The sequence below is a fragment of the uncultured Sneathiella sp. genome (genome assembly GCF_963976355.1).
Classification (GTDB): Bacteria; Pseudomonadota; Alphaproteobacteria; order Sneathiellales; family Sneathiellaceae; genus Sneathiella.
In genome coordinates, this window is the sequence record NZ_CAXBKA010000003.1 from 478,102 (window position 1) to 504,055 (window position 25,954).

Below are 25,954 nucleotides of genomic sequence, written 5' to 3' on the forward strand. Positions count from 1 at the left end.
CTACATATCCGGATAGAGAGGGAATGCGTCACACAGGGCCTTGACTTCCTTGCGTACTTTTTCCTCCACGGTGGCGTTATCCTCCGGATTTGCGGCCAGCCCGTCAAGGACTTCGGCGATCAGATCGCCGACTTTCGTGAATTCCGCCGTGCCGAAGCCGCGGGTTGTCGCCGCCGGGGTGCCGAGGCGGACACCGGAGGTCACCATCGGCTTTTCCGGATCAAACGGAATGCCGTTCTTGTTGCAGGTGATGTTGGCATTTTCAAGCGCATGCTCGGCGATATTGCCGGTAAGCTTCTTCGGCCGGAGATCGACCAGCATCACATGGGTGTCGGTGCCGCCGGAGACGATATCGAAGCCATGCCCGACCAGCGTTTTCGCGAGCACGGCGGCATTTTCCACCACCTGCGCGGCATAGGTCTTAAACGCCGGGGTCAGCGCCTCGCCAAAGGCAACGGCCTTGCCCGCGATCACATGCATCAGCGGACCGCCCTGAATGCCGGGGAAAATCGCTGAGTTCACTTTCTTGGCGATGGCCTCGTCATTGGTCAGGATCATGCCACCACGGGGGCCGCGCAATGTCTTGTGAGTGGTTGTCGTCACGATATGCGCATGGGGGAACGGGCTCGGGTGCACGCCCGCCGCGACGAGCCCGGCGAAATGTGCCATATCGACCATCAGATAGGCCCCGACCTCATCGGCGATCTGGCGGAAGGTCGCGAAATCGATATGCCGCGGATAGGCGGAGCCGCCGGCGATGATCATTTTCGGCTGATGTTCCCTGGCGAGGGCGCGGACCTCATCAAGGTCAATCTGGTGTGTCTCTTTATTGACGCCGTACTGCACGGCGTTGAACCATTTGCCGGACTGGTTCGGCGCCGCGCCATGGGTCAGGTGGCCCCCGGCGGCGAGCGACAAGCCGAGGATGGTATCGCCCGGCTTGATCAGCGCCATAAAGGCGCCCTGGTTGGCCTGCGAGCCGGAGTTGGGCTGGACATTCGCGAAACCGCAGCCGAACAGCTCCTTGGCGCGGTCAATCGCCAGTTCCTCGACGATATCCACATATTCGCAGCCACCATAATAGCGGCGGCCGGGATAACCCTCGGCATATTTATTGGTGAGCACCGAGCCCTGCGCCGCCATAACGGCGGGGCTGACGATATTTTCCGAGGCGATCAGCTCGATCTGGTCCCGCTGACGTCCGAGTTCCAGCCCGATGGCACGAAAAACATCGGGATCATTCCGTTCAAGATCGGCCTTGAAGAAGCTGGCCAGCTCGGCACTTTGTATCGTCATCTGTAAAGAACTCCTAATTTCGGGCCGGGAGCTTGAGACCAGAAATCCCGGCGTCACCTGATAATCCGAGGGGGCCGCCGGGGACATGCACTCCCGATCCGGCCCGGTTTCCATCGCCACGCGCACGCAGAAGACCGGCAAAATCAATATTCGACGCCGCATTTTGCCCCTGCGCGGAATTCGCGCCGGTTGGATAGCACAGGATGGCCGGACTGCCTAGAAAAACCCTGTGCCAAACAGCCTTTTTCGGGAAGCTTTTTTACGGGCATATCCCAAAGGAGCTCCAATACCGAAATCCGGCACCATCCCCTCATCCGCCCTAAACCGTTCAATGTAAATTCTCGCGCAAAGTAAACTTCCACGAGAGAAATCCGAAATCTTCTTTCCTGTTATATACAAGCGATTTCTAAAATTGCCCAAAAAATATCACTATCCAATCTTTTTTCTGACTAAATCTGGATTTATTCTAAGGAATTGACAGAAATCCATGTCCGGCAGCAACTAATGATTCGATTTTTAATTATTGGCTGACCAATCCAACGCCGGATACTGCACAATATTTCCTGCTGAGTACATAAAAAGCAGTGATTTTTTACATCAATTTCCTATTCACTCGCATTTGCAAGTATTGACATTTAGGTCATTTCATAACATGTAGAGACTACTTATCGGCACCAAAACATGAGTGAAATTATAATAAATGGCACAATCTTTACCTAACGAGGGGGTTCCCCAAACCCAATCTGAACGGGAAGAGCTGTTAAGGATGACAGCGGATATTACAGCCGCATATGTCAGCAATAACCAGCTTGAAAATTCAGAATTGGTCGAAATCATCAAGTCGGTTTATACGTCGCTTTCATCACTGGATTCCAAACAAGTGGTTGAAGAATCAGACCTTAAGCCCGCTGTTCCCGTTAAACGATCCGTACAGAATGACTATCTTGTCTGTCTTGAGGACGGCAAGCAGCTGAAAATGCTGAAACGCTACCTCAGGTCGAATTACGACATGACTCCGGACGACTATCGCGCCAAGTGGAATCTGCCCCCGGACTATCCGATGGTCGCCCCCGCTTATGCGAAGCGCCGGTCGCAATTTGCCAAGGAATTCGGCCTCGGACGCAAAAAAAAGTCGGCCTAAACCGAAAAAGCGGCCGGAATAAAAAAAAATTTATGACGTTGCCGGACCACAACCGGTCGGCGCGTCATAATGCCGCTTGCATGCTGCTTGTATGCAGGGGTCAGAGTATCATATAAGGGTTCAACCGGCGTCAATTCCGGTCCCTTTTTTATGCCGCCCTGACATAGCGTGATCGTCATGCCCCAGATTTTGAAGCAACGCTTCTCCTTAAGCCCAAGCACCATGCTCTGGACGGTTTCCGCTTTTCTTGCGATCACCGGGAATATCCAGTTCTTCCAGCAGACCGCCGCCATATACAGTTTCGGTGAGTACTGGCCCTTTCTGATATCCCAGGGCGTTCTACTGCTCTGCGCCATCATGCTGATGGCCACCATTCTCGGCTTCTTCCTGCCGACGCGGATTGTCGCGGCAATATTACTGATCACCGGATCGGTCGCCGGGTATTTCAGCGACACGCTCGGCATCGCCATCGACAAGGAAATGATCCGGAATGTTTTCGTTACCACGACGGATGAAGCCTTCGATCTGCTGAACTGGGGCCTTGTCCTCAGGGTTATGCTGCTCGGCGCCGTGCCGACGATTGCGGTTTTTCTTATTCCCCTCAAACCGTCGAGAATCCTGATACGGCAGGGAAGGCTCGCCGGGACCGCCGCTCTCTCCCTGCTTGTCGCCGCGCTCAGCATCGCCCCGTTCGGCGACAGCTACGCCAGCCTGTTCCGCGAGCATAAGCCGCTCCGGTATTTCACCAATCCGACCCATCCCATCTACTCCGCGGTCAAGCTCGCCGTCGACACGGGCAGCACGCTGGACACGACGTTCGAGGCTAGGGTCAAGTCGGCGAACATTCCCCCGGAAGATGCCTCGCATGAACTTGTCATCGTCGTTATCGGGGAGACGGCGCGCGCCGATCATTTCGGCCTCAACGGCTATGAACGCCAGACCACGCCGAAACTCTCAAAGCGTGACCATCTGGTCTCTTTTCGCAATATGCAGTCCTGCGGCACCTCGACGGGCGTGTCCCTGCCCTGCATGTTCTCCCTCGACAACCGGTCGGATTTTGCCATCGACCGCGCGGGCTTTACGGAAAATACGCTGGATGTCCTGGCGAAAGCCGGCGTTTCCGTGCTCTGGCGCGACAACAATACCGGATCGCAGGGCGTCGCCGATCGGGTGACCAGTGAACGGTTCAACGATCCTGACAGGAACCCGGTGTGCGATGCGGAGGAATGCCGCGATATCGGCATGTTGAGCGGTCTGGAAGAGTATATCGCGGGGCAGGACGGCGATATCCTGATTGTCCTGCATCAGATCGGCAGCCATGGCCCCGCCTATTTCAAACGCTACCCGGATGAGTTTGCCGCCTTCACCCCGGATTGCCAGTCGAAAGAGCTGGGCACCTGCGCCGATGCCGATATTATCAACGCCTATGACAACACCATCCTCTATACAGACTACTTCCTCGATTCCGTCATCTCACTGCTGGAAAGCAAGCAGGATCGTTATGAGACATCGATGATCTATTTAAGCGATCACGGCGAATCCCTTGGGGAAATGGGGGTTTACCTGCACGGGATGCCCTATATGGTCGCGCCGGAGGCCCAGACCCATGTTCCCTTCATCGTCTGGGCCGGCAAAAACTCCGATATTGACGAGGCCCAGCTTCGCCCGCTCACGGACGCGCCGTTGACCCATGACGATTTCAGCAAGATCCTGCTGCAGATGTTCGAGATTATCGTCGATGACAACCGCCTGGCCAGCGGCGAGACGGTCCTGCCCATGAAGCCGGAGAACTATCCCCACTGACGGCGGAAAGACGGACTCTAGACGATAATGCCGGGCTTTTTCTGCGGCGGTTGCGCGGGCGTGTCGTCCGGTTTCGCGCCGCCCGCCTTCTTCTTCATTACATAATGCAGTTTCGCAAGGGCGGCGCGCTGCAACTCCTCCTGACCGGCGGAGCGCGGGCCGACGATGGACACCTCGGTCATCGTTACCGGGTCGATCACCGACACCTTGACGGACGCGCCATGCTGCTGGAACTCGACTATATATTCGCCCCTGCTCTCTTCCGACGCCATGTCCCGCCCGCCTGATCCTTATGAAACTGATACCGAGCCTAACACATATCGCCGAAATCAGCATGAAGCATATTGATGTTGCAGCGCAAAACGGCTAAACAGACGGGGAAAAGTCACCTCCTTGACCAAAAACAATTATTAAATGCTGGAGAATACCCATGGGCAGTGCCTCATCCAAACCCGTCTTTGACCCCGTAGACCCGTTTTTGCTGGATGACCAGCTGACCGAAGAGGAACGGCTGGTCCGCGATACCGCCCGTGATTACTGTCAGGACAAGCTGATGGCGCGGGTGCTGGAGGCGAACCGCCATGAGACCTTCGACCGGGCGATCTTCACCGAGATGGGCGAGCTTGGCCTGCTGGGCTCCACGATCGAGGGGTATGGCTGCGCGGGTCTTGGCTATGTATCCTACGGCCTGGTCGCGCGCGAGGTGGAGCGGGTCGACAGCGGCTATCGCTCGATGATGAGCGTGCAGTCGAGCCTCGTCATGCATCCCATCCACGCCTATGGCACGGAAGCGCAGCGCGAGAAATACCTGCCGAAGCTGGCGACCGGCGAGTGGATCGGCTGCTTCGGCCTGACCGAGCCCGATCACGGCTCCGACCCCGGCTCCATGGTAACACGGGCGAAATCCGTCGATGGCGGCTATCGCGTCAGCGGCGCCAAGATGTGGATCACCAACTCCCCCGTCGCCGATGTTTTCGTCGTCTGGGCCAAGACCGATGACGGCGTGATCCGCGGCTTCGTGCTGGAAAAAGGCATGGAGGGTCTCTCCGCCCCGAAGATCGAGGGGAAATTCAGCTTGCGCGCCTCCATCACCGGCGAGATTGTCATGGACAATGTCTTCGTGCCGGAAGAAAATCTGCTGCCCAATATCAAGGGCCTCGGCGGTCCATTCGGCTGCCTCAACAACGCCCGCTATGGCATTGCCTGGGGCGCGCTTGGTGCAGCGGAGTTCTGCTGGCAGGCGGCGCTGCAATACACCATGGACCGCAAGCAGTTCGGCCGACCGCTGGCCGCCAACCAGCTCATCCAGAAGAAGCTCGCCGACATGCAGACGGAAATCTCCCTTGGCCTGCAAAGCTGCCTGCGCGTCGGCCATCTGAAGGACGAAGGCCGCGCGGCGCCGGAAATGATCTCGCTGATCAAGCGCAACTCTTGCGGCAAGGCCCTTGATATCGCGCGGGTTGCCCGCGACATGCATGGTGGCAACGGCATCTCGGACGAGTATCACGTCATCCGCCATGTCATGAATCTGGAGGCCGTCAACACCTATGAGGGCACCCATGATGTGCATGCGCTGATCCTGGGCCGCGCCCAGACCGGCATTCAGTCCTTTACCGGCGCGTGAAATAACGCCACAATCACCTCCTGACAAACCAGAACAGCAATAAGCTGCGGGAGGAAAAGATGAAAATTGCGGGCAAGAATATCGTCATCACGGGCGGGGCAAGCGGCATTGGCAAGGCATTGGCGGAGCGCTTCCATGCGGAGGGGGCGAAGGGCATTACCGTCGCCGACATGCAGGAAGGGCCGCTCAACGAGGTGGCGAAATCGGTGAACGGCCTGGCGGTGCATTGCAATGTCGCACGCGAAGCCGATATCCAGAATGTCGTGGCGAAATCGGAGGAGGCGTTCGGCCCCATCGACATCTTCGTCTCCAACGCCGGGATCGCCCGCTACGGATGGGAGGAAACCGAGGACGATATCTGGCAGCTCAACTGGGATATCCATGTGATGGCCCATGTCTATGCCGCCCGCGCGGTGGTGAAGAAGATGATTGCGAACGGCGGCGGCTATCTGGTCAACACCGCCTCCGCCGCCGGGCTGCTCTCCCAGGTCGACAGCGCCACCTACGCCACCACGAAACATGCGGCGGTCGCCTTCGCCGAGACCCTCTCGATCCGCTATGGCGACAAGGGCATCTGCGTCTCCGTCCTCTGCCCGCAGTCCGTGCGCACGGCGATGACGGCCAGCCGCCTTGACGGCGTTGCCTCGGTCGACGGGGTGCTGGAGCCGGAACAGCTCGCCGATTGCGTGGTCGACACCATGGACAAGGAGGAATTCCTCATCCTCCCCCATCCGCAGGTCCGCGAATATATCATGCGAAAAGCGGGCGACTATGACCGCTGGCTGAAAGGCATGCGCAAACTCCGCGACGCCTATGTGAAATAACCGGACGGCCGCCTTACTCGGCGGCCAGTTCCCTCTGGAAGAATTTGCGGACGATCGTCATGTCGCCATGCTGGCCGAGATTGTTATGGCCGGCGCCCTCGATCTTGATGAAGGCGGTGCCGGGCGGCGCGAGGGTCGCGAGCTTCTCCCCCTCCGCGAAGGGGATCACCCTGTCCTCCGTGCCATGGATGATGAGGATCGGGGCGGTGATATCGCCGATGATCTCGTCATTGCGGAAGGGATATCGCACCATGAAATCAAAGCCCGGCATCCAGCCGACCCGATAACGGGCGATGGCGAGGAGCGAGGTGAAGGGACTTTCGAGCGCCACCGCAAACACCTCCCGCGCTTCCGCGACGGGGAGCGCCGCCCCGGTGCCGAGCGAATGGGCGAGAATGCCGATCGGCCCCTCCGTCTCACCTTTCAGGAAATCATAGGACGCGAGCCCGTCCGTGATCACCCCCGCCTCCGTCGGCGTGCCGGTGCTGCCGCCATAGCCGCGAAACTCGACGAGCAGCACGCCGAAACCAGCATCGGAGAGGATCTTGCCGCGCCCGATCTGGTTAATCGCCGTCTCGGCATTGCCATGAAAGACGAGGATGCTCGCCTTCTTCTCGCCCGGCGGATGGTAGAAGGCGTTGAGCCGCTCCCCGTCGGGGGTCGAGATCGTCACCGCCTCGAACCCGCCATCGGGCCGCGGCGCCCCGTCCCTCTTGGGCACGGGAAACACAATCGCCCCTTGCGCAAAATAAATCCCCGTAAAAGGGATCACCACAAAGAGCATCACAAGGGCAGCAAGCCAACGAAATATTTTACGGCGGAGTGTCATGGGAGTGTTTTACTGTTCTTAATTACAAAATGACAGCATTTCCGTCCCTGCATTAAGATTTTTTTACAAACAAAAGTCTGCTTACTTATTTATTGTGCTTTTATCCGAATTTTCAATAATATAATCAATAAGTTGCGGCGTCTCACTGGCCGTCCAAACTTTGTCGTTCCAATTGCTTATTACTGCTACTGAAACGCCAGAATCTTTCATCAGCTTTTCTAATTCTGGAATTCTCTCACTACTAACAATGTTGATGGAATTATTTAAATTCATAGCTATCTTTTCAGTTATACTATTCGCTACATTTGGAGAATATACGACGGTATTTCCGTCTTGCAATTGAACACCGTACCCAACTCCGTGCAACTTTCCTGCAATTTGCAAAGCCTCTACAATATCGCCACTAACTTCTGAAACGGGATAAAAGTAAGAAATATCCACATTGGTCAACTCGCTCGGCTTTGCATATACTGCCGCAAGATATTTTAGCTGCCTCCATGTTCCATGGGGCTGATAAATTGCAGCCGCATCGCGCATGTAAGGACTTGTTAAATCTAAAACAGTCCCTTCTTCTGCAACTGCGTCGGTAGTGACCCACGACAACATTAGGGCGAAAATAACTGGAAGCATTTTTTTCAAAGCAATGTTCCTATATGAATTCATATCTGCTTTCAAATTTACTTAAATAATTGTGCTAAAATGAACTCCAAACCCACGCCGCCAATAACCGCCATACCCCCAATTCCGGTTAGCGCGTATTTACCAATGCTTGTTTCTTTAGCGTGAGCGGCAAAATAACTCATGACTAAGCACACGAAAAGCAAAGGTATTGAGCCTACCAATAGGCCTTCTTTATTATCTGATAATTTTAGCTTATCATATGAGAGATGCCCTTTAACCATCATTTGGGCTACGATAGCAACGACTCCACCGAGAAATATTATCCAAAGACGCTTTAAAAATGGAATTTTCTCAATAATCAGTGAGTCTTGATCATCTCTATGCTGTGTACATGTCATACCAGCATTATACATTTTCTCGCACTTAACGGGTGTAGACGGGTTATTCAAAGCAATCCCCAAATCGCTATTAGAATCTACCTTGGCTTGTATTATATATTAGAATTTCATAAAAGTAAATCCTATTTAAAGCTGCTTTTCCATTTCCAGACACTAATCGTCAGCTAGTCAACTCACCCCCTCACCGCCCCTTAAACTCGGGGTCGCGTTTTTCGAGGAAGGCCTGGATGCCCTCGACATAGTCTTCGGAGGCGTTGGTGAGGGCGTATTGGTCGATGTCCATAAAGCTCACCGCGTGGTTGAGCGCGCCGGCCGCGACGGAGGCGCCCTGCTTGATCATGCGGACGGGGAGCGGCGGGCGGGCGGCGATTTTCTCCGCATATTCAAGGGCGAGCGCATAGGCGCCGCCATCCTCCGCCAGTTCCTCGACCAGGCCCCATTTCGCGGCCTCCTCGGCGCCGATGATGTCGGCGATGATGCAGAGCTGCTTGGTGCGCGCCGGCCCGATGAGATTGACCATGCGCGGCACGGACTGCCAGCTCATATTCATGCCGTTCTTGATCTCGGGCACGTAGAATTTGGCGCTCCGTCCGGCTATGCGCATATCGCAGGCGACGCTGAGCGCGACCCCGCCGCCGATGCAGTATCCCTCCACCGCGACGATGGTCATCGGCGCCAGTTCCTCCCACGCCTTGCACATGCGCGGGCCGACGGCGAGCATCTCCTTCTTGTCCATGAGCCCGGCCTCCATCCGCTCTTTCAGCGCCGCGTCCTTGAGATCGAACCCGACGGTGAAGTTTTTCGCATTGCCGGTGAGGATGATGGCGTTTGTCTCCGTGTCCCCCTCGAAGGCGCGGGCGACGGCCAGCAGTTCCTTCATCAGCTCGACCGACATGGCGTTCACGTCAATCCCGCGATCAAAACGCACGGTGGCGATGCGGCCCTTTTTCTCGACCGAAACATATTTGTAGCTCATGGTTTTTTCCCTTATTGTTCTTCTGACGCCAGACCCCCGGAAAGGAACGATCAATGGCCGCCTATGTCATCGCCCGGATTACCGTGAAGGACCCGGAACAGTATGAAGTCTATAAATCTCTCGCGCCGATCGCCATTAAAAAATATGGCGGGCAGTATCTGACGCGCGGCGGCGCCATGGAAACGGTTGAGGGACCGGAGGAGACCCGCCGGGTCGTGCTGCTGCAATTCCCGGATATGGCGGCGGCGAAGGCCTTCTATGACAGCCCGGAATATGGCAAGGCGCGCGACGCCCGCAAGGACGCCGCCGAAGGGCAGTTTGTTCTGCTTGAAGGGCTGGATAAGCCGCTCTGGTAGGCGGGCAGGCTAGAACAGCTCGCCGCCGGGGAGCGGGGCGAAATAGGCCTCGATCTCCGCATCGCTTACCTCTTCCAGCGTCGCCGGTTTCCATTTCGGCGACTGGTCCTTGTCGATGACGACGGCGCGGGTCCCCTCATAGAAATCAACGCCCTGGATCACCCGGCCCACCATGCGGAATTCGAGCCGCATGCAGTCATCGAAATCGAGCTTTGCGCCGCGACGGAGCTGCTGATAGGCGAGCTTGACGCTGGTCGGAGACTTCGTGCGCAGGGTCTCGGCGGTTTTCTGCGCCCAGGGGTCCGGATCGCCTTCCAGGCTTGCGAGGATCGCCACCGCCGACGGATTGGCGAAATGCGCATCGATTATGGATGCCACCTCGGCAATCGGCGCCGCGCCGGGATCGCCCGCAAAACGGGCAAGCAGCGCATCGACCTCTTCATGGGCGTTCGCGCCAAAGCGATGACCGGCCAGCGCACCCTTGAGGTCATCGAGCTTTTCAGTTTCGATATAGACCGGCGTAATGCCGCTATAGACCGCATCCGCCGCTTTCAGCCGCGCCCCCGTCAGGCCGAGATACATGCCGAGTTCTCCGGCGAGCCGCGGCAGGAAGTAAGTGCCGCCGACATCCGGGAACAGGCCGATGCCGGTCTCGGGCATGGCGAACAGGGTGCGCTCCGTCGCGATGCGATGGCTGCCATGGACCGAGACGCCGACCCCGCCGCCCATGACGATGCCGTCCATCAGCGCGATATAGGGCTTCTTGAAATGCTTGACCGCGAGATTGAGGAGGTATTCGTCGCGGTAGAAGTTATAGGGATAGTCGCCGCCGCTCCTGCCCTCGTTATAGAGCTTGACGATATCGCCACCGGCGCAGAAGGCTTTTTCCCCGGTCCCCTCGACGAGCACGGCGCGCACGTTCTCGTCCGTCTCCCATTCCTGCAGCTGCTCTTTAAGGGCGAGACACATTTCATGGGTCAGCGCGTTCAGCGCCTTGGGCCGGTTAAGGGTGACAAGGCCAATGGCGCCCGTCACCTCGAACAGGATTTCCTCTTCTGTACTCATAGCTTACTGCCTTCCCTGCCCGTCTGCCAGCTTGCGCGCGATAACCACGCGCATGATCTCGTTGGTGCCTTCCAGTATCTGGTGCACGCGGGTATCGCGGACCAGCCGTTCCAGTGGGAAATCCCGCAAATAGCCATAGCCGCCATGAAGCTGCAACGCCTCGTTACAGACATTGAAGCCGACATCAGTCGCAAATCGTTTGGCCATCGCGCAATAGAGCGTGGCTTCCGGGTCCTTTGCATCCAGTTTTGCCGCCGCCTGCCGGATCATCAGCCGTGCCGCCTCCAGCTCCGTCGCCATGTCCGCAAGGCGGAACTGCACCGCCTGAAAGCTGCCAACAGGCTTGCCGAACTGCTTGCGGTCGGCGGTATAGCCTTGTGCCAGTTCCAGCGCCGCCCGCGCCGCGCCGATGGAGCAGGCGCCGATGTTGAGCCGACCGCCATCAAGGCCCATCATCGCGATCTTGAAGCCGTCGCCCTCATTGCCGACGAGATTTTCCACCGGCACCCGGCAATCGTCGAAGAGGACCTGCGCCGTCGGCTGGGAATTCCAGCCCATCTTGCGTTCCTGCGCGCCGAAACTGATGCCGGGCGCATCCGCCGGCACGGCGATACAGCTGATCCCCTTCGGGCTGTCATCGCCGGTGCGGACCATGGTCACATAGACATCCGCCTTGCCGCCACCGGAGATGAAGGCCTTGCCGCCGTTCAGCACATAATGATCGCCGTCGCGCACCGCCTTGGTGCGGAGCGCCGCCGCATCCGAGCCCGAGCCCGGTTCCGTCAGGCAATAGCTCGCGAAATGTTCCATCGTCGTTAGCTTTGGCAGGAACTTCTCCCGCACCGTATCGGAGCCGAACCGGTCGATCATCCAGCTCGCCATGTTATGGATAGAGATAAAGGCCGCGGTCGAGGGGCAGCCAGATGCCAGCTCTTCAAAAATGATCGCCGCGTCGAGCCGGGTCAACGCCGAGCCGCCATGCTCCTCGCCGACATATATTCCTGCGAAACCAAGTTCTGCCGCCTGGCGCATTTCGGTGACGGGGAAAATTTTCTCCTCATCCCATTTCTCTGCGTTGGGGGCGAAGATATCGGCAGCAAAGCTGCGGGCCATGTCCTGAAAGGCGGCCTGGTCTTCCGATAAGTTAAAGTCCATGGGTTATTGCCTCATTCTTCTGATCCCTGTTGATACGACCTTGCGCGGGGGCTGTCAATGATTAGGCAAACGCCCGTTAGGTTTAGATTCCGGACCTAAACATTTGCGACCCGGCGCCCATAAGGATAATATGCGCGAAATTACCCTGAACAACCGCAAAAAGCAGGACAAGACCCTATGAAAACCCTTGCGCCCCATTTTCCCGCAACACGGCTGCGCCGGGTTCGCAAATCCGACTGGTCCCGACGGCTGGTCGCCGAGAATGCGCTGAGCCCCAATGATCTGATCTGGCCGGTTTTCGTGCATGAGGGAGAGGACCTTGCCGTTGACATCCCGTCCATGCCGGGGGTGAAACGGCTCAGCACCGACCTGCTTGTCGTTGCCGCGAAGGAGGCGTTCGATCTCGGTATTCCGGTGATCGCGCTGTTCCCCGCAATCGACCAGTCGCTCAAGACCGATGACGGGCGCGAGGCGCTCAACAAGAACAACATCATCTGCAAGGCGATCCGGGCGATCAAGGATGCGGTGCCGGATATGGGCATCCTCTGCGATGTGGCGCTCGACCCCTTCACCGTCCACGGGCAGGACGGCCTTGTCGAAAACGGCTATGTGGTCAATGACGCAACGATCGATGTGCTGATCGGCCAGACCCTTAACCAGGTCGAGGCGGGCTGCGATATCATTGCCCCCTCCGACATGATGGACGGCCGTATCGGCGCCATCCGTGCCGAGCTGGAACGCGAGGGTCATGTCAACACCGCCATCATGTCCTATGCGGCGAAATACGCCTCCGGCTTTTACGGGCCCTTCCGCGATGCGGTCGGCTCGACCGGCAATCTCGGCACCAGCGACAAGCGCACCTACCAGATGAACCCCGCCAACACGGACGAGGCGCTGCGCGAGGTGGCGATGGACATCAACGAGGGGGCGGACATGGTCATGGTCAAGCCGGGCATGCCCTATCTCGATATCTGCCGCCGGGTAAAGGACGAGTTCGGCCTGCCGACCTTCGCCTATCAGGTCTCGGGCGAGTACGCCATGCTGGCCGCCGCTGCGAACAACGGCTGGCTGGACCGGGAGAAAGTCGTCATGGAAAGCCTGCTCGGATTCAAGCGGGCGGGCTGCGACGGCATCCTCACCTATTTCGCCGTTGAGGCCGCGAAGAATTTGCAGGGCTGAGGCTAGCGCCCACCGGACACATCCAGAAGCGCGCCGGTGACGTAGGACGCCTCGTCCGACAGCAGCCAGAGCGCCGCATCGGCAATCTCCTCCGCCTCGCCGCCGCGTTGCATCGGCACCATAGATTTCACCCGGTCGACCCGATCCGGCTCCCCACCGCTTGCGTGGATATCCGTATAGATCACACCGGGGCGCACCGCATTGACGCGGATTCCCTCATTCGCGACCTCCTTTGAAAGCCCGATGGTCATGGCATCGATCGCGGCCTTGGAGGCGGCATAATCGACATATTCATTGGGACTGCCGAGCTTCGCCGCAACGGAGGAGATATTGACGATCCCCCCGCCCGGACCGCCGCGCGCCGTGGAAAGGCGCTTCACCGCCTCCCGCGCGCAGAGGAACGGCCCGGTGATATTGGTGGAGAACATGCGCTCCAGCCGGTCAAGGCTCATATCCGCAACCGGTGCCGCCCGGTCGACAATCCCGGCGTTGTTCACCAGCGCGCCGAGCGGGGCCAGCTCCCGATCGACGGTCTCGAACATCCGAAGGATATCCGCCTCCACCGCCATATCGGCCTGCACCGCGATGGCGGTGCCGCCCGCCGCCTCGATCTCGCGGACGACAGCCTCCGCCTTGTCCGCCGCGCCCTTGTAGTTGACGCAGACCTGATAGCCTTTTTCCGCCGCCTTCAGCGCGATGGATCGGCCGATGCCCCGGCTTGCCCCGGTCACAATGATTGAGCGTTTCATTAGCTGTTCCTCCCGTCCAGCGCCTGATCGATATCCCGGATCAGGTCATCCACATGTTCAATTCCGATGGAAAGCCGCAACAGGTCCTTTGGGCAGGGCGTACCCGCGCCCTCGATACTCGCGCGATGCTCGACGAGGCTTTCGACCCCGCCGAGCGAGGTTGCCCGCTTGATGAGTTGCAGCCGCGCCGCAACGGCCATTGCCGCCGTCTCCCCGCCCTCGATACAAAGGCTGAGCATGCCGCCGAAGCCGCCGTTCATCTGCCGCGTTGCAATGTCATGCCCGGCGTGAGAGGCAAGCCCCGGATAGAGCACCGCGCGGATGCCCGCCCGCCCCTCGAAATGCCGGGCGATGGCGAGGGCGCTTTCGCTGGCGCGCGCGACCCGAAGATGCAGGGTCCGCATGCCACGGAGCAGTAGCCAGGCTTCGAATGGCCCCGGAATGGCGCCGCCCGCGCTGCGGTTCACCTTGACCCGCGCCCAGAACGCATCATCCGCCGACGTGACCAGCGCCCCCGCCAGCACATCCGAATGGCCATTGAGATATTTCGTCGCCGAATGCATGACGATATCGGCGCCGAGCTTGAGCGGATTGGTGAGCAGCGGCGTCGCCACCGTGTTGTCGACAGCAAGACGCGCCCCGGCGTCCTTCGCCACTTTCGCCCAGGCCGCAATATCATCCACGACCCAGGTCGGGTTGGCCGGGGTTTCCAGCCACAGCAGCTTCGTCTTGCCGGGAACAACCGCCGCCGCGAGCGCCTCAAGATCGCCGTTCGGCACAAAAGTTACTTCAAGTCCCCATTCCCGCCCCACACTCAGCAGCCAGTTGCGAAAGCTCCAGTACATCACCTCGGGCGCGATCATGTGATCGCCGGGGCGAAGCGCCTGCACCACGGCGAGCGCCGCCGACATACCGGATGAGAAAAGAAGCGCCTCTTTGCCGCCTTCAAGATGACGGAGCAGTTCCTCGGGCTGGTCATAGCCGGGATTGTGATCGCGGGTATAGACGCGCCCCGCCGCATAGCTGCCATCCGCCTCGCGCTCGAAGGTGGTGCCAGGGAAAATGCCGGGAATAAGCGACTTATGCGCCGGATCGAGCCAGCCCATGGCTTGTGCCGTCAAAGTTTCGGGTTTCAGCGGTATCTTTTTATTCGTCATGGCCGAAATTCCTCACAAATGCGCAAGGACGCGCGTCTTTATCACTGAAACTTTTATCACCGGATCGGAGCTAACTCTTGAGTCTCATCACCGACGTTATTGATTGTCTGAATGCGGAGCGGACGAAGGCCAACCTGCCCGCTCTCACCCCGAACAGCCTTCTCATGCAAACCGCCCAGCAACATGCGGAATTCATGGACCAAAAACAAGCCCTTTCGCATATGGGCAAGAACCGGTCGACCTTCGATGAGCGGATCCGCGCGACAGGCTACAGCTTCTCCACCGCCGCGGAGAATGTCGCCCTTGGCGCGGTGGATGCGGCCGGCGTAGTTAAGATGTGGATGGACAGCCCGCCGCACCGCGCCAATATCCTGAATGACAAGGTCTGCGATGTCGGCCTCGGTATTTCCCCGGTCGAGCCAGAGGATGCGAGCGTCACGCGGTACTGGTCACTCTCCCTCGCCGCGCCGCTCGGCTAACCGGCGAGCTTGCGCAGCCGCTTGATCAGGCTGGAGGTATCCCAGCGATTCCCGCCCATATTCTGGATGTCGGAATAATACTGATCGACCAGCGCCGTGTTCGGCAGGCTGGCGCCGATCTGGTCGCTTGTCTTGAGGCATATCCCGAGGTCCTTGCGCATCCAGTCGACGGCGAAACCATAGTCGAACTTGTCGGCGATCATCGTCTTGTAGCGGTTTTCCATCTGCCAGCTTTGCGCCGCACCCTTGGAAATCACCTCGATCACCTTTTCCGCGTCGAGGCCCGCCTTCTCGGCAAAGTGAATGCCCTCCGAGAGGCCCTGAACGACCCCGGCGATGCAAATCTGGTTGACCATCTTGGTGAGCTGCCCCGCGCCAACGCCACCCATCAGCATGCAGGCTTGGGAATAGACGGCGATCGGCTCCTTCGCGCGATTGAAATCCTCTTCCGCGCCGCCGCACATCACCGTCAGCTTGCCGTTCTCCGCCCCGGCCTGACCGCCGGAGACCGGCGCATCGACAAAACCGACGCCCTTCTCTTTCGCAATGGCGGCAAGTTCAACGGCCACCTCGGACGAGGCGGTTGTGTGATCGACAAAGACCGAGCCGGATTTCATGGTGGCGAGAATGCCGGTCTCTCCAAGGACGACGCTCCTGAGGTCGTCATCATTGCCGACGCAGACCATGACGAAATCGGCGCCCTCTGCGGCCTTCGCCGGGGTATCGGCATGGCTCCCGCCATATTCGGCAACCCATTTTTCCGCCTTTGCGCCCGTCCGGTTGTAGACGGTGGTGTCATAGCCGGCCTTCTGCAGAAAGCCCGCCATCGGATATCCCATCACGCCAAGCCCAATGAACGCTGCCTTTTTTGCCATTTTCTATCGCCTCCCTGAAAAAACACCTGTCCGTTGTACCCTCTCGCGACGTGACGCGAAAGACCCCGTCTGTTATTTTTCGGCTGGCGGAATTTACCGGCTAGAGATCGTGATACTGGCCCTTGTGGAACAGCAGCGCCTTGTTCTCCTCCCCCATAATGACATTGGTCACCCGGCAGATGAAGACGGCATGGTCCCCCGCCTCATGAACGGCGTAGGTTTCGCATTCGAAAACGGCAAGGCTGTCTGCAAACGCCGGGCAGCCATTCTCTCCAATATAATGGTCGATGCCGTCGAAGCGGTCGTCATGGGCCATGGAAAAGCGGTCGGAGAGATGGCGCTGGTCCGGGGTCAGGATATTGACGGCGAATTTTCCGCTGGCGAGAAATTCCTGACAATGACCGCCGACATGGGCAAGGCTGAACAGCACCAGCGGCGGATCGAGGGAGACGGAACTGAAGGAGTTCACGGTCACGCCGAGCGGTTCGTCCGTCGCGCTCCGCGAGGTGACAACTGTGATGCCCGTGGCGAAACAGCCAAGGGCGTTCCTGAATTCTCTGGCGTCAAAACTCATGCCTAATCAATACCTGCCGTCAAAATACGCCTTACCTAAGATTGGCGGCACTTTCCCACAAATGATTGTCAAAATCATTAATTTTCTGATCCCTAAAGCCTTGGCAGAATATATATAAGAAGCCGCAAGTCCCCGCCCCTCTTTAAAAACTTCCTAAAATTACACACGCTTTATTAACCATTTTCAGGTCAAAATCCCTGTCTAATTCCTTGGATGAAACCCGTAAGGATGTCTGTGTAAGAATGTTTTGGATTATTGGTATTGTTGTGACATTCGGCTCCGTGGCCGGTGGCTATGCGCCGCACGGCAGTTTCGCCGTGCTGTTTCAGCCTCTCGAATTCCTGATCATCCTCGGCGCCGCCGCGGGTGCTTTTCTGCAGGCCAATCCGAAATGGGTGATCTTCGGGTTTTTGAAATCCATGGGCAAGCTGGTCAAGGGCTCGCCCCATGACAAGAAGGCCTATACCGAACTGCTGACCCTGCTTTATGCGCTGTTCAAGCTGTCCAAGACCAAGGGCATGATCGCGCTGGAGCCGCATATCGAGAACCCGCATGAGAGCGAGCTGTTCCAGCATTTCCCGGCCTTTTCCAAGAACCATCACGCGGTGGATTTCATCTGCGACTATCTTCGGCTGATGACCATGGGGACTGAAAATCCGCATGAGCTGGAAGCCCTGATGGATCAGGATATCGAAACCCATCATAACGAGGGGCATGCGATTTCCGGCGCCGTCACGTCACTGGGTGAAGCCTTGCCCGCCTTCGGTATCGTGGCCGCCGTCTTGGGTGTGATCGTTACCATGGGCTCGATCGCCGAGCCGCCCGAAATTCTCGGCGGGCTGATTGCCGCCGCGCTGGTCGGTACCTTTTTCGGCATTTTCGTCGCCTATGGCCTGTTCTCCCCCATGGGCAAGAACCTGGAACAGTTCGCCGATGCGGACACCAAATATTTTGAATGCATGAAGCAGGGACTGCTCGCCCATTTGCAGGGCTACGCCCCGGCCGTCTCGGTCGAGTTTGCGCGCAAGACCCTGTACAACCACGAGCGCCCCTCCTTCCTCGAGGTGGAAGAAGCCTGTAATGAAGCCCCGACCGTCTGACATGCGTCCCGGTAGGTTAAGAGGTTCCCATGGCGGATGATGTCGCCCCGATAATCGTCAAGAAGGTCAAGAAAGGCGGTCATGGTCACCATGGCGGCGCCTGGAAGGTCGCCTATGCCGACTTCGTGACCGCGATGATGGCGTTCTTCCTGCTGCTGTGGCTGCTCAATGTGACGACAACGGAACAGAAGGAAGGTCTCTCCGACTACTTCGCCCCGACAACCGCCAGCATCAGCCAGTCCGGCGCCGGTGGCGTCATGGGTGGCACCAGCATGCAGACCGAAGGCTCCCGCATATCCGACCTCGGTGTGCCCTCTGTCGTTTCCAGCATTTCTCCGCCCGAACAGGGCAAGAAGAATGAAGGCAAGGAGGCCCGGGAGGCCCGGGAGCTGGAAGAAGCGGAACTGCTTGAAAAATTGCGAAAAATCGAGGAAATGAGTTTCGAGCAGGCCCGCGACCAGATTCGACAAGCCATCAACAAGGACCCGGAACTGTCGGGCCTCAAGGATCACGTCATCATCGACATGACGCCCGAGGGCCTTCGCATCCAGATTGTCGACCAGTTCAACGAAAGCATGTTCGAAAGCGGCAGCGCGACGATCACGCCGAAGATCAAGAACCTTGTCGGCATGATCGCCAAATCCATCGAGGAGTTGCCGAACAGCCTCTCCATCAGCGGCCATACGGACAGCGCGTCCTTCAGCGGCGGCACCTATTCCAACTGGGAGCTGTCCTCCGACCGCGCCAATGCCAGCCGCCGCGCCCTGTTGGATGCCGGGCTCGATCCGGAACGCATAGAGAGGGTCGCGGGGCGCGCCGATACGGACCCGATGATCACCGACGATCCATCCAACCCCGGCAACCGCCGGATCAGCATTATCCTGCTGCGCGAGACGCCGGTCCTGCCCGCGAACCTGAAGTAGCGGCTCGTTACATCTTCCAGATGAGCAGCTTCGTCCTCCGACCGTCCTTGACGGTGACGACGCGATGGGGTTTCTGGTCCGGCACGGCAAAGCTGTTGCTGATGAACAGGCTGCCGGGCTTCATCTCGGCCCGCGCCTTGTCATAGAGCCGCGCCATTGGCACCGGGGAGAGGAAACAATACACAAGGTCATACTGACCCAGATCCTCTTTGAAGATATCGCGAAACCGGAAATCGAGATTACCACCGCCACCGAGCTTGCCCCGCAGCCAGGAGAGCGCGAAGGGCAGCGGCGCCGTCTCAAGTCCGGTAAACCGGCTGTCCGGCGCGGCCTTCGCAAGATAGTGCAGCGTACCGCCGAGACCGCTTCCGAGATCGACAAAATGAACGGGTTTGCCGCGCGGCAGCAGTTTCAGAAGAGCGTCGGACGTTCGGCGGTTGGTCAGATACAGCGGCACGCGGTTGCCCGCCACATTCCAGAACACCAGCACCAGCAGCAACAGGATGACCGGAAACACCCATCCCGGCAGATCGAGCGCCAGCGCAAACACGAGCAAGGGCGGCGCAATCACCTGCCCGACCACCCACGGCAGGGAGAAACGGAACCCGCGGCTGACGATCCCGGCCAGCACCCCCTGCGCCAGCATCACCCAGAGGAGCGGAACGGGCATCCCCATCGCCTGTTCCGCGAACGGGCGGAGCAGATAGAGGACGCCGAACACTACCGCCTGAATGGCGAGGGCGCCGAGAACCGGTGATCTCTCCCTGAACCGCGCAAGCGCCATGCCGTTGCTAACCCGCCGCCGCGGCACGCGGTACCGCCATATTCTCCCGGATCGGCCAGTGGATGATGCCCGAGAAAATGCCGAGCGCAACACTCATCCACCAGACGATATCGTAGGAGCCATAGAGATCGAACGCGACGCCGCCGATCCAGGCGCCGAGGAAGGCCCCGATCTGATGACCGAAAAAGACGAACCCGAAAAGCGTCGTCATATATTTCGGGCCGAACATCACCGCGACCAGCCCGGAGGTGAGCGGCACGGTCGACAGCCAGAGAAGACCCAGTATGCCGGCAAAGAGAATAATCGTGAGCGGACTGATCGGGACAAGGATAAAGGCGAGAAACAGGGCGGCGCGGGCAAAATAGAACGCGCTTAAGAGATATTTCTTAGAATATTTACCGCCGAGATAGCCCGAGGCGAGCGAGCCGATAACGTTAAAGAGCCCGACGACTGAAAGCGCGATCGCCCCGTATTTCGCATCGACATTCTGATCGACGATATAGGCAGGCAGATGCACGGCAACGAAGGTCACATGAAAACCGCAGACGAAAAAGCCGAAGAACAGCAGCCAGTAACTGCCGTTGCCCGCGGCCTCCCGCACTGCGGAGGAAAGACTGGCGGCACCGGCGGCGGCGCTGTCTTCCGCCTTGCCCGTTACCCAGGCCGACGCCGGGATCATCAGCAATGCGCAACAGCCAATCAACACCAGCGCCATCGACCAGCCATATTCCGCGAGGAACGCCTGACCGAGCGGAACCATGAGGAACTGCCCGAGGCTGCCCGAGGCACCCACAATACCAAGCGCCATGGAGCGTTTTTCATCCGGCACCGCGCGGCCAACGGAGCCGATGACAACACCGAAACCGGTGCCTGAGAGGCCAAGGCCGATCATCAATCCGGCAGAGAGGTGAAGTTCCGTGGCGCTGCCGGTGTTGGCCATCAGGAACAGGCCCGCCGCATAGACAATGCCGGAGACGACCAGCGTCCGACCGGAGCCGTATTTATCGGCGATGGCGGACGCAAAGGGCTGTGACAGACCCCAGACGATATTCTGGATGGCCAGGGCAAGGCCGAAAACCTCCCGCCCCCAGCCGAATTCCGATGAAACCGGCTCCAGAAACAGGCCGAAGGCCGCACGCGACCCCATGGCGATCAGGCTGATCAGGCCGCCCGCAAGGATCAGAATGAGAAAAGATCTCGACGCCATTGTTCAATCCTTCACAACAGTTGGTATGTCTGGCGCGCCCAGGACGAGTTTATGTCTTATTGTATTTAATCCAACAAGTACCATTTACTTCCTATGACTGATACCAGTTGTTTCTATACTCACAAAGGAACTGTCCATTCATGAACAAATCCGATGGCCCGATGATTGAACTTGGATCGCTGGAAGGTCAGAACACCGACCGCAGGACCGGCGCGAGGGCTTTCAATCCCGATGATTTTGAATCAATCCGCCTGCGCCGCGTTTTTGCCTATGCCATTGATGTGGTCTGTATCGCCGTGATCTCCGTCGCGGCGACCTTCGTTGCCACGATCCTCGGTATTATCAGCTTTGGCGTGCTGACACCGCTATTAGTGCTTATTCTCGCGCTGATCCCGCTCTCCTATCATACCTTGCTGGTCGGCGGACCGGGCAGCGCCACCCTTGGCATGCGGTTCATGAATATCCGGCTGGAACGCCTCGCGGGCGGGCCGCCGGACTATCTCATCGCCTTCGTGCATGCGGTTGTCTTCTATCTCAGTATTGCCGCGACCTCGTCCTTTATCCTGCTGGTGTCCCTCTTTAATCCGCGCGGACGCTGTCTGCATGACTTTGTGATCGATGTGGTGATCCGCCGGGTACCGCTCCGCTCATAAGGCGTCGCGGAACTCGTAATAAAGCCGGGCAAGCGACAGAAGCGGCACCCTGAGTGCCGTTCCGCCCGGAAAGGGCTTGTGCGGGATGCGCGCGAACACATCGAAGCGCCCGGCATCCCCGGCAATCGCCTCCCCGATGACACGGCCGGCAATGGCGGACAGCGGCACGCCCTGCCCGGAATATCCATGGGCGTAATAAATATTTCCCCAGCGCCCGACATCGGGCAGCAAGTTGCGCGTGACCGCAACCCGACCGCCCCAGATATACTCGACCTTCACGTCATCCAGCTGGGGGAAGGTCGCCAGCATATTGTCCTTCAGCGCCGTCCCGGCCATCTTGCGTCCGCTGACCAGTTTGTCCCGTCCGCCATACAGCAGCCGGTTATCCGCCGAGAGACGGAAATAATCGAGATTGTAGTTCGTATCGGAGACGCAGGCTTCGGTCATCATCAGGCTCTTCGCCCGCGCCGCGCCGAGCGGTTCGGTCGCGATGATGCAGGTATCGACGGGAATGATCTTCGCCGCGAGGGACTTGCTGAGATCGCCAAGATAGGCGTTGCCCGCGAGAACAACATACTCCGCCGTCACGGTGCCATCCTCGGTTTTGACCACGGGCTTGCTGCCATCCACCACCTCGGTCACGCGGGACTCCTCATAGATCGTCACCCCCGCCTCGACCGCCGCCGCACTCAGGCCCAGCACATAGTTGAGTGGATGCAGATGGCCGCCATCCTCGTCCAGCAGCGCCCCAAAGTACCGGTCCGTCGCGAGATAGCCGCCAAGCTCTTCCTCCGGGATCCATTTGTACCGCTCATACCCGTAAAGTCGCTCGCAATGCGCCTGTTCCGCCAACAGCCATTCGCGGTGGCGTGGCTTGACAGCGGCATAGAGCTCCCCATGGCGGAGATCGCAGGCAATATTATGGCGGGCAATTCGTTCCTTCAGCAGGCGTGTCGCCTCGACCGAGAAATCCCAGAGCCGGGTCGCCTCTTCCGCCCCGACGATTTCCTCCGTCTCGACCATGCCGGGTGTATAGCCGGTCGCGATCTGGCCGCCGTTACGGCCTGACGCCCCGAAGCCGATCCGCTCCGCTTCCAGCAGTGTGACCGAGAATCCCCTCTCGGCCAGTTCCAATGCGGCGCAAAGCCCGGTATAGCCGCCGCCAATGACGCAGACATCGGCGCGCATTGCACCTTTAAGGCGCGGAAAATCGGCGCGCGCATTGGCCGAAGCATCATAGTAGGAAATACTCATCGTGGTTTTTCTTCAAAGGTTTATGGCCATCGGGCGATAACAACAGACTTGCAAGATTTACGACAATCTTCATGATGGAGCTGTCGGTGCAAAATCTTCGCGAAGCTTTTACTCCGACGCGGCAAAACAGCAAGGATTTATTTACAGTCAATGGAAATAGTTGAATCAACATTTCATATCTGGGCGGTTTTCGCTTTTATTGCCGTCGCGATTGTCGCCTTCGCCAACGAGCGGGTCGAGCTGGAAATCTCCTCCATCGCGGTCATTGCGGGGCTGTTACTGCTGTTCCATTTCTACCCGCTGGTCAACCAGGCCGGGGAAAACCTGCTGACCCCGCAGGAGATTCTGGCCGGAATCGCCGATCCGGCGCTGATCACCGTACTCTCCCTGCTGGTGGTAGGGCAAGGTATTGTCCGCACCGGGGCGCTGGAACAGCCGATCCGCCGCCTTGTCGCGCTGCGCCGCCATCATCCGGTGCTGGCCATCGCCGTGGTGCTGTCCACCGTGCTGCTGATCAGCGCCTTCATGAACAATACGCCGGTGGTGGTCATCTTCATCCCGCTGATGACCGCGCTGGCCGAGCGCCTGCATCGCTCCACCTCGACCCTGATGATTCCCTTGAGCTACGCCTCCATCCTCGGTGGCATGACGACACTGATCGGCTCCTCCACGAACCTGCTGGTGATGGCCGCCGCGGTACAGGCCGGGCAGCCGCAGATCAGCTTTTTCGACTTCACCGTTCCGGGCGCCCTGCTGGCCATCGCGGGGCTGATTTATGCCCTGATCATCATTCCGCGCATCCTGCCCGAACGCGGCTCAATGAAGGGCGATGTGGTGGATGTGTCGGGCAAACAGTTCATTGTCCAGATGGAAGTGTCCCCCGACAGCCCACTGGTCGGCGAGGAGGCGATCGCCGGGCAGTTTCCGAGCCTGCGCAACATCACCATCCGCTTCATCCAGCGCGGGGAGCATATCCTGCTGCCGCCCTTTGACGGCATCACCCTCAAACCCACCGATGCGGTGGTTTTCGCCGGTACCCGCAAATCCATCACCGAGGCCTTCGCCGATAATCCACAGATCCTGCAGGGCTTTCTGGAGCCCGACAGCGCCAGCACCGAGGCAAGCGAGGAGCTCGCCTCGGTGCAGGAGCAGACGCTGGCCGAGGCTGTGGTCGCCCCGGCCTCGCGGATGATCGGCCGGGCACTCTACCAGATCAGCTTCCATTACCGCACTCGCTGCGTCGTCGTCGGCATCCAGCGCCGCTCGCGCATGATCCGCACCAACCGGATGACGGATATCCGGCTGGAGGCGGGCGATGTGCTGCTGATCCTCGGCCAGCGGTCGGATATCATGCGGCTCAGGAATAATCCGGATGTGCTGCTGCTGGAATGGTCGGCGCGCGAACTGCCCGCAACCGCCCTCGCCTGGCGCGCCCGCATTATCTTTGGCGCCGTGGTCATCCTTGCCGCGACCGGGTTGCTGCCCATTGTCGTGGCAGCGGTCTGCGGGGCTGTCGCGATGGTCGTCAGCGGCTGCCTCAACGTCTATCAGGCGAGCCGCTCCATCGACCGGCGAATCCTGCTGCTGATCGGGGCCGCCCTCGGCCTTGGCGCGGCGATGCAGGCAACGGGCGGCGCGAGCTATCTCGCCCATGGCGTTCTCTCGCTTATGATGGGCTCCGGACCGGCGGTGATCCTCTCGGTTTTCTTCCTGCTGGTCGCCTTCTTCACCAATATTCTCAGCAACAACGCGACCGCCGTACTGTTCACCCCGATCGGAATCAGTATGGCGCAGGAGATGGGGGTTGATCCGATGATTTTTATCTATGCGGTGATTTTCGCCGCCAACTGCTCCTTCGCGACGCCCATGGGGTATCAGACGAATCTGCTCGTCATGGGTCCCGGACACTATAAATTCGCAGATTTTTTCAAGGCCGGCGCCCCGCTTGTCCTGCTGCTCTGGATTATTTTTTCACTTTTCGCGCCGTTTTATTATGGATTGATGTAAAATCACGAAAAATTATGAAGCCGCCCTATTTGCGAACTTCCTAATTCGCGTTACCTTTATGTCATGGGAACAGTAACGAGAGATATGGCGATATGAAACGCGTGGAAATACCGTCACGCTTCTTCTTCTCGACGCCGCCCGCCCCCTGCCCGTATCTTGAAAACCGGCTGGAGCGCAAGGTGGTGACCCTGCTCGCCGGGGAGGATCCGGACGGCCTGCACAACACGCTCAGCCATGCGGGGTTCCGCCGCAGCCAGGACCTCGCCTACCGGCCGGCCTGTGACGGATGCAGCGCCTGTATTCCGATTCGGGTCCGGGCGACGGATTTTCAGATGAAAAAATCCTTCCGCCGCATCTGGAAGGCAAACTCGGACATCACGGCCCGCATCCTGCCCTCGATGGCCAGCCGCGAGCATTTCGACCTGTTTCACCATTATCTGGAATCGCGCCATTCCGAGGGAGGCATGGTCGATATGGATTTCATCGATTATCAGGCGATGGTCGAGGAAAGCCCCGTCCGTTCCCGTCTGGTGGAATTTCGAAAGAGCGACAACAGCCTGTTCGCCGTCTGCCTCATCGACCTGATGGAGGATGGCCTGTCGCTCGTCTACAGCTTCTTCGATCCGGAGGAAGAGAAGCGGAGCCCAGGCAGCTTCCTCATCCTCTGGCATGTCTCCGAAGCGGAGCGCCAGGGGCTTCCCTATGTCTATCTTGGTTACTGGATCGACAAAAGCCCGAAGATGGCCTACAAAAAGCGCTTCTACCCGTCCGAAATCCTGACCCGCGACGGCTGGCAGTTGATCCCGGACCAGGCGATTTCCCGCTTTTAAACTTTACTGCACAGCCTTCGCCGCATCATAAGAAAACGGCGATGGATCTTTTCTGATCCACCGCCGCTTTCTCTCGCAATACTGCCCTACTCTCT

At 58.8% G+C, this 25,954-nt stretch carries 27 protein-coding genes; 12 read left to right on the top strand and 15 right to left on the bottom strand.

Going from position 1 to position 25,954, the window contains the following annotated elements; all coding sequences use genetic code 11:
- Positions 1–1,296, bottom strand: a complete 1,296-nt coding sequence (gene glyA / locus AAC599_RS09475; RefSeq protein ID WP_340150157.1) for a serine hydroxymethyltransferase — start codon at positions 1,294–1,296, stop codon at positions 1–3.
- A gap of 700 nt (positions 1,297–1,996) precedes the next feature.
- Between glyA and AAC599_RS09480 the strand changes: the two genes are divergently transcribed.
- Positions 1,997–2,437, top strand: a complete 441-nt coding sequence (locus AAC599_RS09480) for a MucR family transcriptional regulator (protein WP_340150158.1) — start codon at positions 1,997–1,999, stop codon at positions 2,435–2,437.
- Positions 2,438–2,614: 177 nt separating this feature from the next.
- On the top strand, positions 2,615–4,240 hold the full coding sequence (locus AAC599_RS09485) for a phosphoethanolamine--lipid A transferase (RefSeq protein WP_340150159.1): 1,626 nt from the start codon (positions 2,615–2,617) through the stop codon (positions 4,238–4,240).
- 17 nt (positions 4,241–4,257) lie between these two features.
- Here AAC599_RS09485 and AAC599_RS09490 read toward each other — a convergent pair whose 3' ends face one another.
- The gene (locus AAC599_RS09490; RefSeq protein WP_340150160.1) at positions 4,258–4,512 is read right to left on the bottom strand and encodes a hypothetical protein; all 255 of its coding nucleotides are present in this window, start codon (positions 4,510–4,512) and stop codon (positions 4,258–4,260) included.
- A gap of 158 nt (positions 4,513–4,670) precedes the next feature.
- Between AAC599_RS09490 and AAC599_RS09495 the strand changes: the two genes are divergently transcribed.
- Both AAC599_RS09495 and AAC599_RS09500 read left to right on the top strand, forming a co-directional pair.
- Positions 4,671–5,864, top strand: a complete 1,194-nt coding sequence (locus AAC599_RS09495; protein ID WP_340150161.1) for an acyl-CoA dehydrogenase — start codon at positions 4,671–4,673, stop codon at positions 5,862–5,864.
- Positions 5,865–5,923: 59 nt separating this feature from the next.
- Positions 5,924–6,688 carry an SDR family oxidoreductase gene (locus AAC599_RS09500; RefSeq protein WP_340150162.1) on the top strand — a complete coding sequence of 255 codons (765 nt, stop codon included), beginning with the start codon at positions 5,924–5,926 and terminating at the stop codon, positions 6,686–6,688.
- Positions 6,689–6,701: 13 nt separating this feature from the next.
- On the opposite strand, the gene AAC599_RS09505 is transcribed toward AAC599_RS09500, so the two are convergent.
- From AAC599_RS09505 to AAC599_RS09520, 4 genes are all read right to left on the bottom strand, one after another.
- On the bottom strand, positions 6,702–7,517 hold the full coding sequence (locus AAC599_RS09505; RefSeq protein ID WP_340150163.1) for an alpha/beta hydrolase: 816 nt from the start codon (positions 7,515–7,517) through the stop codon (positions 6,702–6,704).
- 81 nt (positions 7,518–7,598) lie between these two features.
- Complete coding sequence (locus AAC599_RS09510; protein WP_340150164.1) at positions 7,599–8,156, bottom strand: hypothetical protein; 558 nt, start codon at positions 8,154–8,156, stop codon at positions 7,599–7,601.
- Positions 8,157–8,194: 38 nt separating this feature from the next.
- Positions 8,195–8,551: a hypothetical protein gene (locus tag AAC599_RS09515; RefSeq protein WP_340150165.1), complete on the bottom strand. Its 357-nt coding sequence runs from the start codon at positions 8,549–8,551 to the stop codon at positions 8,195–8,197.
- Between the two features lie 166 nt (positions 8,552–8,717).
- Entirely contained in the window at positions 8,718–9,566 is an 849-nt protein-coding gene (locus AAC599_RS09520; protein ID WP_340150166.1) for an enoyl-CoA hydratase/isomerase family protein, read from the bottom strand.
- Here AAC599_RS09520 and AAC599_RS09525 point away from each other — a divergent pair.
- On the top strand, positions 9,566–9,868 hold the full coding sequence (locus AAC599_RS09525) for a DUF1330 domain-containing protein (RefSeq protein ID WP_340150167.1): 303 nt from the start codon (positions 9,566–9,568) through the stop codon (positions 9,866–9,868). The genes AAC599_RS09520 and AAC599_RS09525 overlap by 1 nt on opposite strands.
- 9 nt (positions 9,869–9,877) lie before the next feature.
- Here the strand turns inward: AAC599_RS09525 and AAC599_RS09530 are convergent, their stop codons facing one another.
- Positions 9,878–10,933, bottom strand: a complete 1,056-nt coding sequence (locus AAC599_RS09530) for an enoyl-CoA hydratase/isomerase family protein (protein WP_340150168.1) — start codon at positions 10,931–10,933, stop codon at positions 9,878–9,880.
- A gap of 3 nt (positions 10,934–10,936) precedes the next feature.
- On the bottom strand, positions 10,937–12,088 hold the full coding sequence (locus tag AAC599_RS09535) for an isobutyryl-CoA dehydrogenase (protein WP_340150169.1): 1,152 nt from the start codon (positions 12,086–12,088) through the stop codon (positions 10,937–10,939).
- A 177-nt stretch (positions 12,089–12,265) separates the two neighbouring features.
- On the opposite strand from AAC599_RS09535, the gene hemB reads away from it, so the two are divergent.
- On the top strand, positions 12,266–13,267 hold the full coding sequence (gene hemB / locus AAC599_RS09540; RefSeq protein WP_340150170.1) for a porphobilinogen synthase: 1,002 nt from the start codon (positions 12,266–12,268) through the stop codon (positions 13,265–13,267).
- A gap of 2 nt (positions 13,268–13,269) precedes the next feature.
- On the opposite strand, the gene AAC599_RS09545 is transcribed toward hemB, so the two are convergent.
- The gene (locus tag AAC599_RS09545) at positions 13,270–14,016 is read right to left on the bottom strand and encodes an SDR family oxidoreductase (protein ID WP_340150171.1); all 747 of its coding nucleotides are present in this window, start codon (positions 14,014–14,016) and stop codon (positions 13,270–13,272) included.
- Positions 14,016–15,173 carry an aminotransferase class I/II-fold pyridoxal phosphate-dependent enzyme gene (locus tag AAC599_RS09550; RefSeq protein WP_340150172.1) on the bottom strand — a complete coding sequence of 386 codons (1,158 nt, stop codon included), beginning with the start codon at positions 15,171–15,173 and terminating at the stop codon, positions 14,016–14,018. The genes AAC599_RS09545 and AAC599_RS09550 overlap by 1 nt, the downstream gene beginning before the upstream one ends.
- A gap of 77 nt (positions 15,174–15,250) precedes the next feature.
- Here AAC599_RS09550 and AAC599_RS09555 point away from each other — a divergent pair, with 77 nt between their 5' ends.
- A complete protein-coding gene (locus tag AAC599_RS09555) occupies positions 15,251–15,652 on the top strand; it encodes a CAP domain-containing protein (protein ID WP_340150173.1) in 402 nt (133 codons plus the stop codon).
- Here AAC599_RS09555 and AAC599_RS09560 read toward each other — a convergent pair.
- Positions 15,649–16,527: an NAD(P)-dependent oxidoreductase gene (locus AAC599_RS09560; protein WP_340150174.1), complete on the bottom strand. Its 879-nt coding sequence runs from the start codon at positions 16,525–16,527 to the stop codon at positions 15,649–15,651. The two genes, AAC599_RS09555 and AAC599_RS09560, sit on opposite strands and share 4 nt — an antisense overlap.
- A 100-nt stretch (positions 16,528–16,627) precedes the next feature.
- Complete coding sequence (locus AAC599_RS09565; RefSeq protein ID WP_340150175.1) at positions 16,628–17,101, bottom strand: flavin reductase family protein; 474 nt, start codon at positions 17,099–17,101, stop codon at positions 16,628–16,630.
- A 242-nt stretch (positions 17,102–17,343) separates the two neighbouring features.
- Between AAC599_RS09565 and motA the strand changes: the two genes are divergently transcribed.
- Both motA and motB read left to right on the top strand, forming a co-directional pair.
- Positions 17,344–18,201 carry a flagellar motor stator protein MotA gene (gene motA / locus AAC599_RS09570; RefSeq protein WP_340150176.1) on the top strand — a complete coding sequence of 286 codons (858 nt, stop codon included), beginning with the start codon at positions 17,344–17,346 and terminating at the stop codon, positions 18,199–18,201.
- Between the two features lie 29 nt (positions 18,202–18,230).
- A complete protein-coding gene (motB, locus tag AAC599_RS09575) occupies positions 18,231–19,124 on the top strand; it encodes a flagellar motor protein MotB (RefSeq protein ID WP_340150177.1) in 894 nt (297 codons plus the stop codon).
- Positions 19,125–19,131: 7 nt separating this feature from the next.
- Here the strand turns inward: motB and AAC599_RS09580 are convergent, their stop codons facing one another.
- Complete coding sequence (locus AAC599_RS09580; RefSeq protein ID WP_340150178.1) at positions 19,132–19,908, bottom strand: class I SAM-dependent methyltransferase; 777 nt, start codon at positions 19,906–19,908, stop codon at positions 19,132–19,134.
- 7 nt (positions 19,909–19,915) lie between these two features.
- The gene (locus AAC599_RS09585; protein WP_340150179.1) at positions 19,916–21,115 is read right to left on the bottom strand and encodes an MFS transporter; all 1,200 of its coding nucleotides are present in this window, start codon (positions 21,113–21,115) and stop codon (positions 19,916–19,918) included.
- A gap of 140 nt (positions 21,116–21,255) precedes the next feature.
- On the opposite strand from AAC599_RS09585, the gene AAC599_RS09590 reads away from it, so the two are divergent.
- Positions 21,256–21,768 (top strand): RDD family protein, encoded by a 513-nt coding sequence (locus tag AAC599_RS09590; protein WP_340150180.1) that lies wholly within the window; start codon positions 21,256–21,258, stop codon positions 21,766–21,768.
- Here the strand turns inward: AAC599_RS09590 and AAC599_RS09595 are convergent.
- A complete protein-coding gene (locus AAC599_RS09595) occupies positions 21,763–23,022 on the bottom strand; it encodes an FAD-binding oxidoreductase (RefSeq protein WP_340150181.1) in 1,260 nt (419 codons plus the stop codon). The two genes, AAC599_RS09590 and AAC599_RS09595, sit on opposite strands and share 6 nt — an antisense overlap.
- A 150-nt stretch (positions 23,023–23,172) precedes the next feature.
- On the opposite strand from AAC599_RS09595, the gene AAC599_RS09600 reads away from it, so the two are divergent.
- Together AAC599_RS09600 and AAC599_RS09605 are read left to right on the top strand one after the other, a co-directional pair.
- Positions 23,173–25,029: an SLC13 family permease gene (locus AAC599_RS09600; RefSeq protein WP_340150182.1), complete on the top strand. Its 1,857-nt coding sequence runs from the start codon at positions 23,173–23,175 to the stop codon at positions 25,027–25,029.
- 92 nt (positions 25,030–25,121) lie between these two features.
- A complete protein-coding gene (locus AAC599_RS09605) occupies positions 25,122–25,859 on the top strand; it encodes an arginyltransferase (protein ID WP_340150183.1) in 738 nt (245 codons plus the stop codon).
- Positions 25,860–25,954 lie beyond the last annotated feature (95 nt).

What these genes read in the sequence shown, in the direction of transcription:
- glyA (WP_340150157.1), bottom strand. Translation starts at nt 1,296, where the DNA reads ATGACGATACAAAGTGCCGAGCTGGCCAGCTTCTTCAAGGCCGATCTT.
- AAC599_RS09480 (WP_340150158.1), top strand. Translation starts at nt 1,997, where the DNA reads ATGGCACAATCTTTACCTAACGAGGGGGTTCCCCAAACCCAATCTGAA.
- AAC599_RS09485 (WP_340150159.1), top strand. Translation starts at nt 2,615, where the DNA reads ATGCCCCAGATTTTGAAGCAACGCTTCTCCTTAAGCCCAAGCACCATG.
- AAC599_RS09490 (WP_340150160.1), bottom strand. Translation starts at nt 4,512, where the DNA reads ATGGCGTCGGAAGAGAGCAGGGGCGAATATATAGTCGAGTTCCAGCAG.
- AAC599_RS09495 (WP_340150161.1), top strand. Translation starts at nt 4,671, where the DNA reads ATGGGCAGTGCCTCATCCAAACCCGTCTTTGACCCCGTAGACCCGTTT.
- AAC599_RS09500 (WP_340150162.1), top strand. Translation starts at nt 5,924, where the DNA reads ATGAAAATTGCGGGCAAGAATATCGTCATCACGGGCGGGGCAAGCGGC.
- AAC599_RS09505 (WP_340150163.1), bottom strand. Translation starts at nt 7,517, where the DNA reads ATGACACTCCGCCGTAAAATATTTCGTTGGCTTGCTGCCCTTGTGATG.
- AAC599_RS09515 (WP_340150165.1), bottom strand. Translation starts at nt 8,551, where the DNA reads ATGTATAATGCTGGTATGACATGTACACAGCATAGAGATGATCAAGAC.
- AAC599_RS09525 (WP_340150167.1), top strand. Translation starts at nt 9,566, where the DNA reads ATGGCCGCCTATGTCATCGCCCGGATTACCGTGAAGGACCCGGAACAG.
- AAC599_RS09530 (WP_340150168.1), bottom strand. Translation starts at nt 10,933, where the DNA reads ATGAGTACAGAAGAGGAAATCCTGTTCGAGGTGACGGGCGCCATTGGC.
- AAC599_RS09535 (WP_340150169.1), bottom strand. Translation starts at nt 12,088, where the DNA reads ATGGACTTTAACTTATCGGAAGACCAGGCCGCCTTTCAGGACATGGCC.
- hemB (WP_340150170.1), top strand. Translation starts at nt 12,266, where the DNA reads ATGAAAACCCTTGCGCCCCATTTTCCCGCAACACGGCTGCGCCGGGTT.
- AAC599_RS09545 (WP_340150171.1), bottom strand. Translation starts at nt 14,016, where the DNA reads ATGAAACGCTCAATCATTGTGACCGGGGCAAGCCGGGGCATCGGCCGA.
- AAC599_RS09550 (WP_340150172.1), bottom strand. Translation starts at nt 15,173, where the DNA reads ATGACGAATAAAAAGATACCGCTGAAACCCGAAACTTTGACGGCACAA.
- AAC599_RS09560 (WP_340150174.1), bottom strand. Translation starts at nt 16,527, where the DNA reads ATGGCAAAAAAGGCAGCGTTCATTGGGCTTGGCGTGATGGGATATCCG.
- AAC599_RS09565 (WP_340150175.1), bottom strand. Translation starts at nt 17,101, where the DNA reads ATGAGTTTTGACGCCAGAGAATTCAGGAACGCCCTTGGCTGTTTCGCC.
- motA (WP_340150176.1), top strand. Translation starts at nt 17,344, where the DNA reads ATGTTTTGGATTATTGGTATTGTTGTGACATTCGGCTCCGTGGCCGGT.
- motB (WP_340150177.1), top strand. Translation starts at nt 18,231, where the DNA reads ATGGCGGATGATGTCGCCCCGATAATCGTCAAGAAGGTCAAGAAAGGC.
- AAC599_RS09580 (WP_340150178.1), bottom strand. Translation starts at nt 19,908, where the DNA reads ATGGCGCTTGCGCGGTTCAGGGAGAGATCACCGGTTCTCGGCGCCCTC.
- AAC599_RS09585 (WP_340150179.1), bottom strand. Translation starts at nt 21,115, where the DNA reads ATGGCGTCGAGATCTTTTCTCATTCTGATCCTTGCGGGCGGCCTGATC.
- AAC599_RS09590 (WP_340150180.1), top strand. Translation starts at nt 21,256, where the DNA reads ATGAACAAATCCGATGGCCCGATGATTGAACTTGGATCGCTGGAAGGT.
- AAC599_RS09595 (WP_340150181.1), bottom strand. Translation starts at nt 23,022, where the DNA reads ATGAGTATTTCCTACTATGATGCTTCGGCCAATGCGCGCGCCGATTTT.
- AAC599_RS09600 (WP_340150182.1), top strand. Translation starts at nt 23,173, where the DNA reads ATGGAAATAGTTGAATCAACATTTCATATCTGGGCGGTTTTCGCTTTT.
- AAC599_RS09605 (WP_340150183.1), top strand. Translation starts at nt 25,122, where the DNA reads ATGAAACGCGTGGAAATACCGTCACGCTTCTTCTTCTCGACGCCGCCC.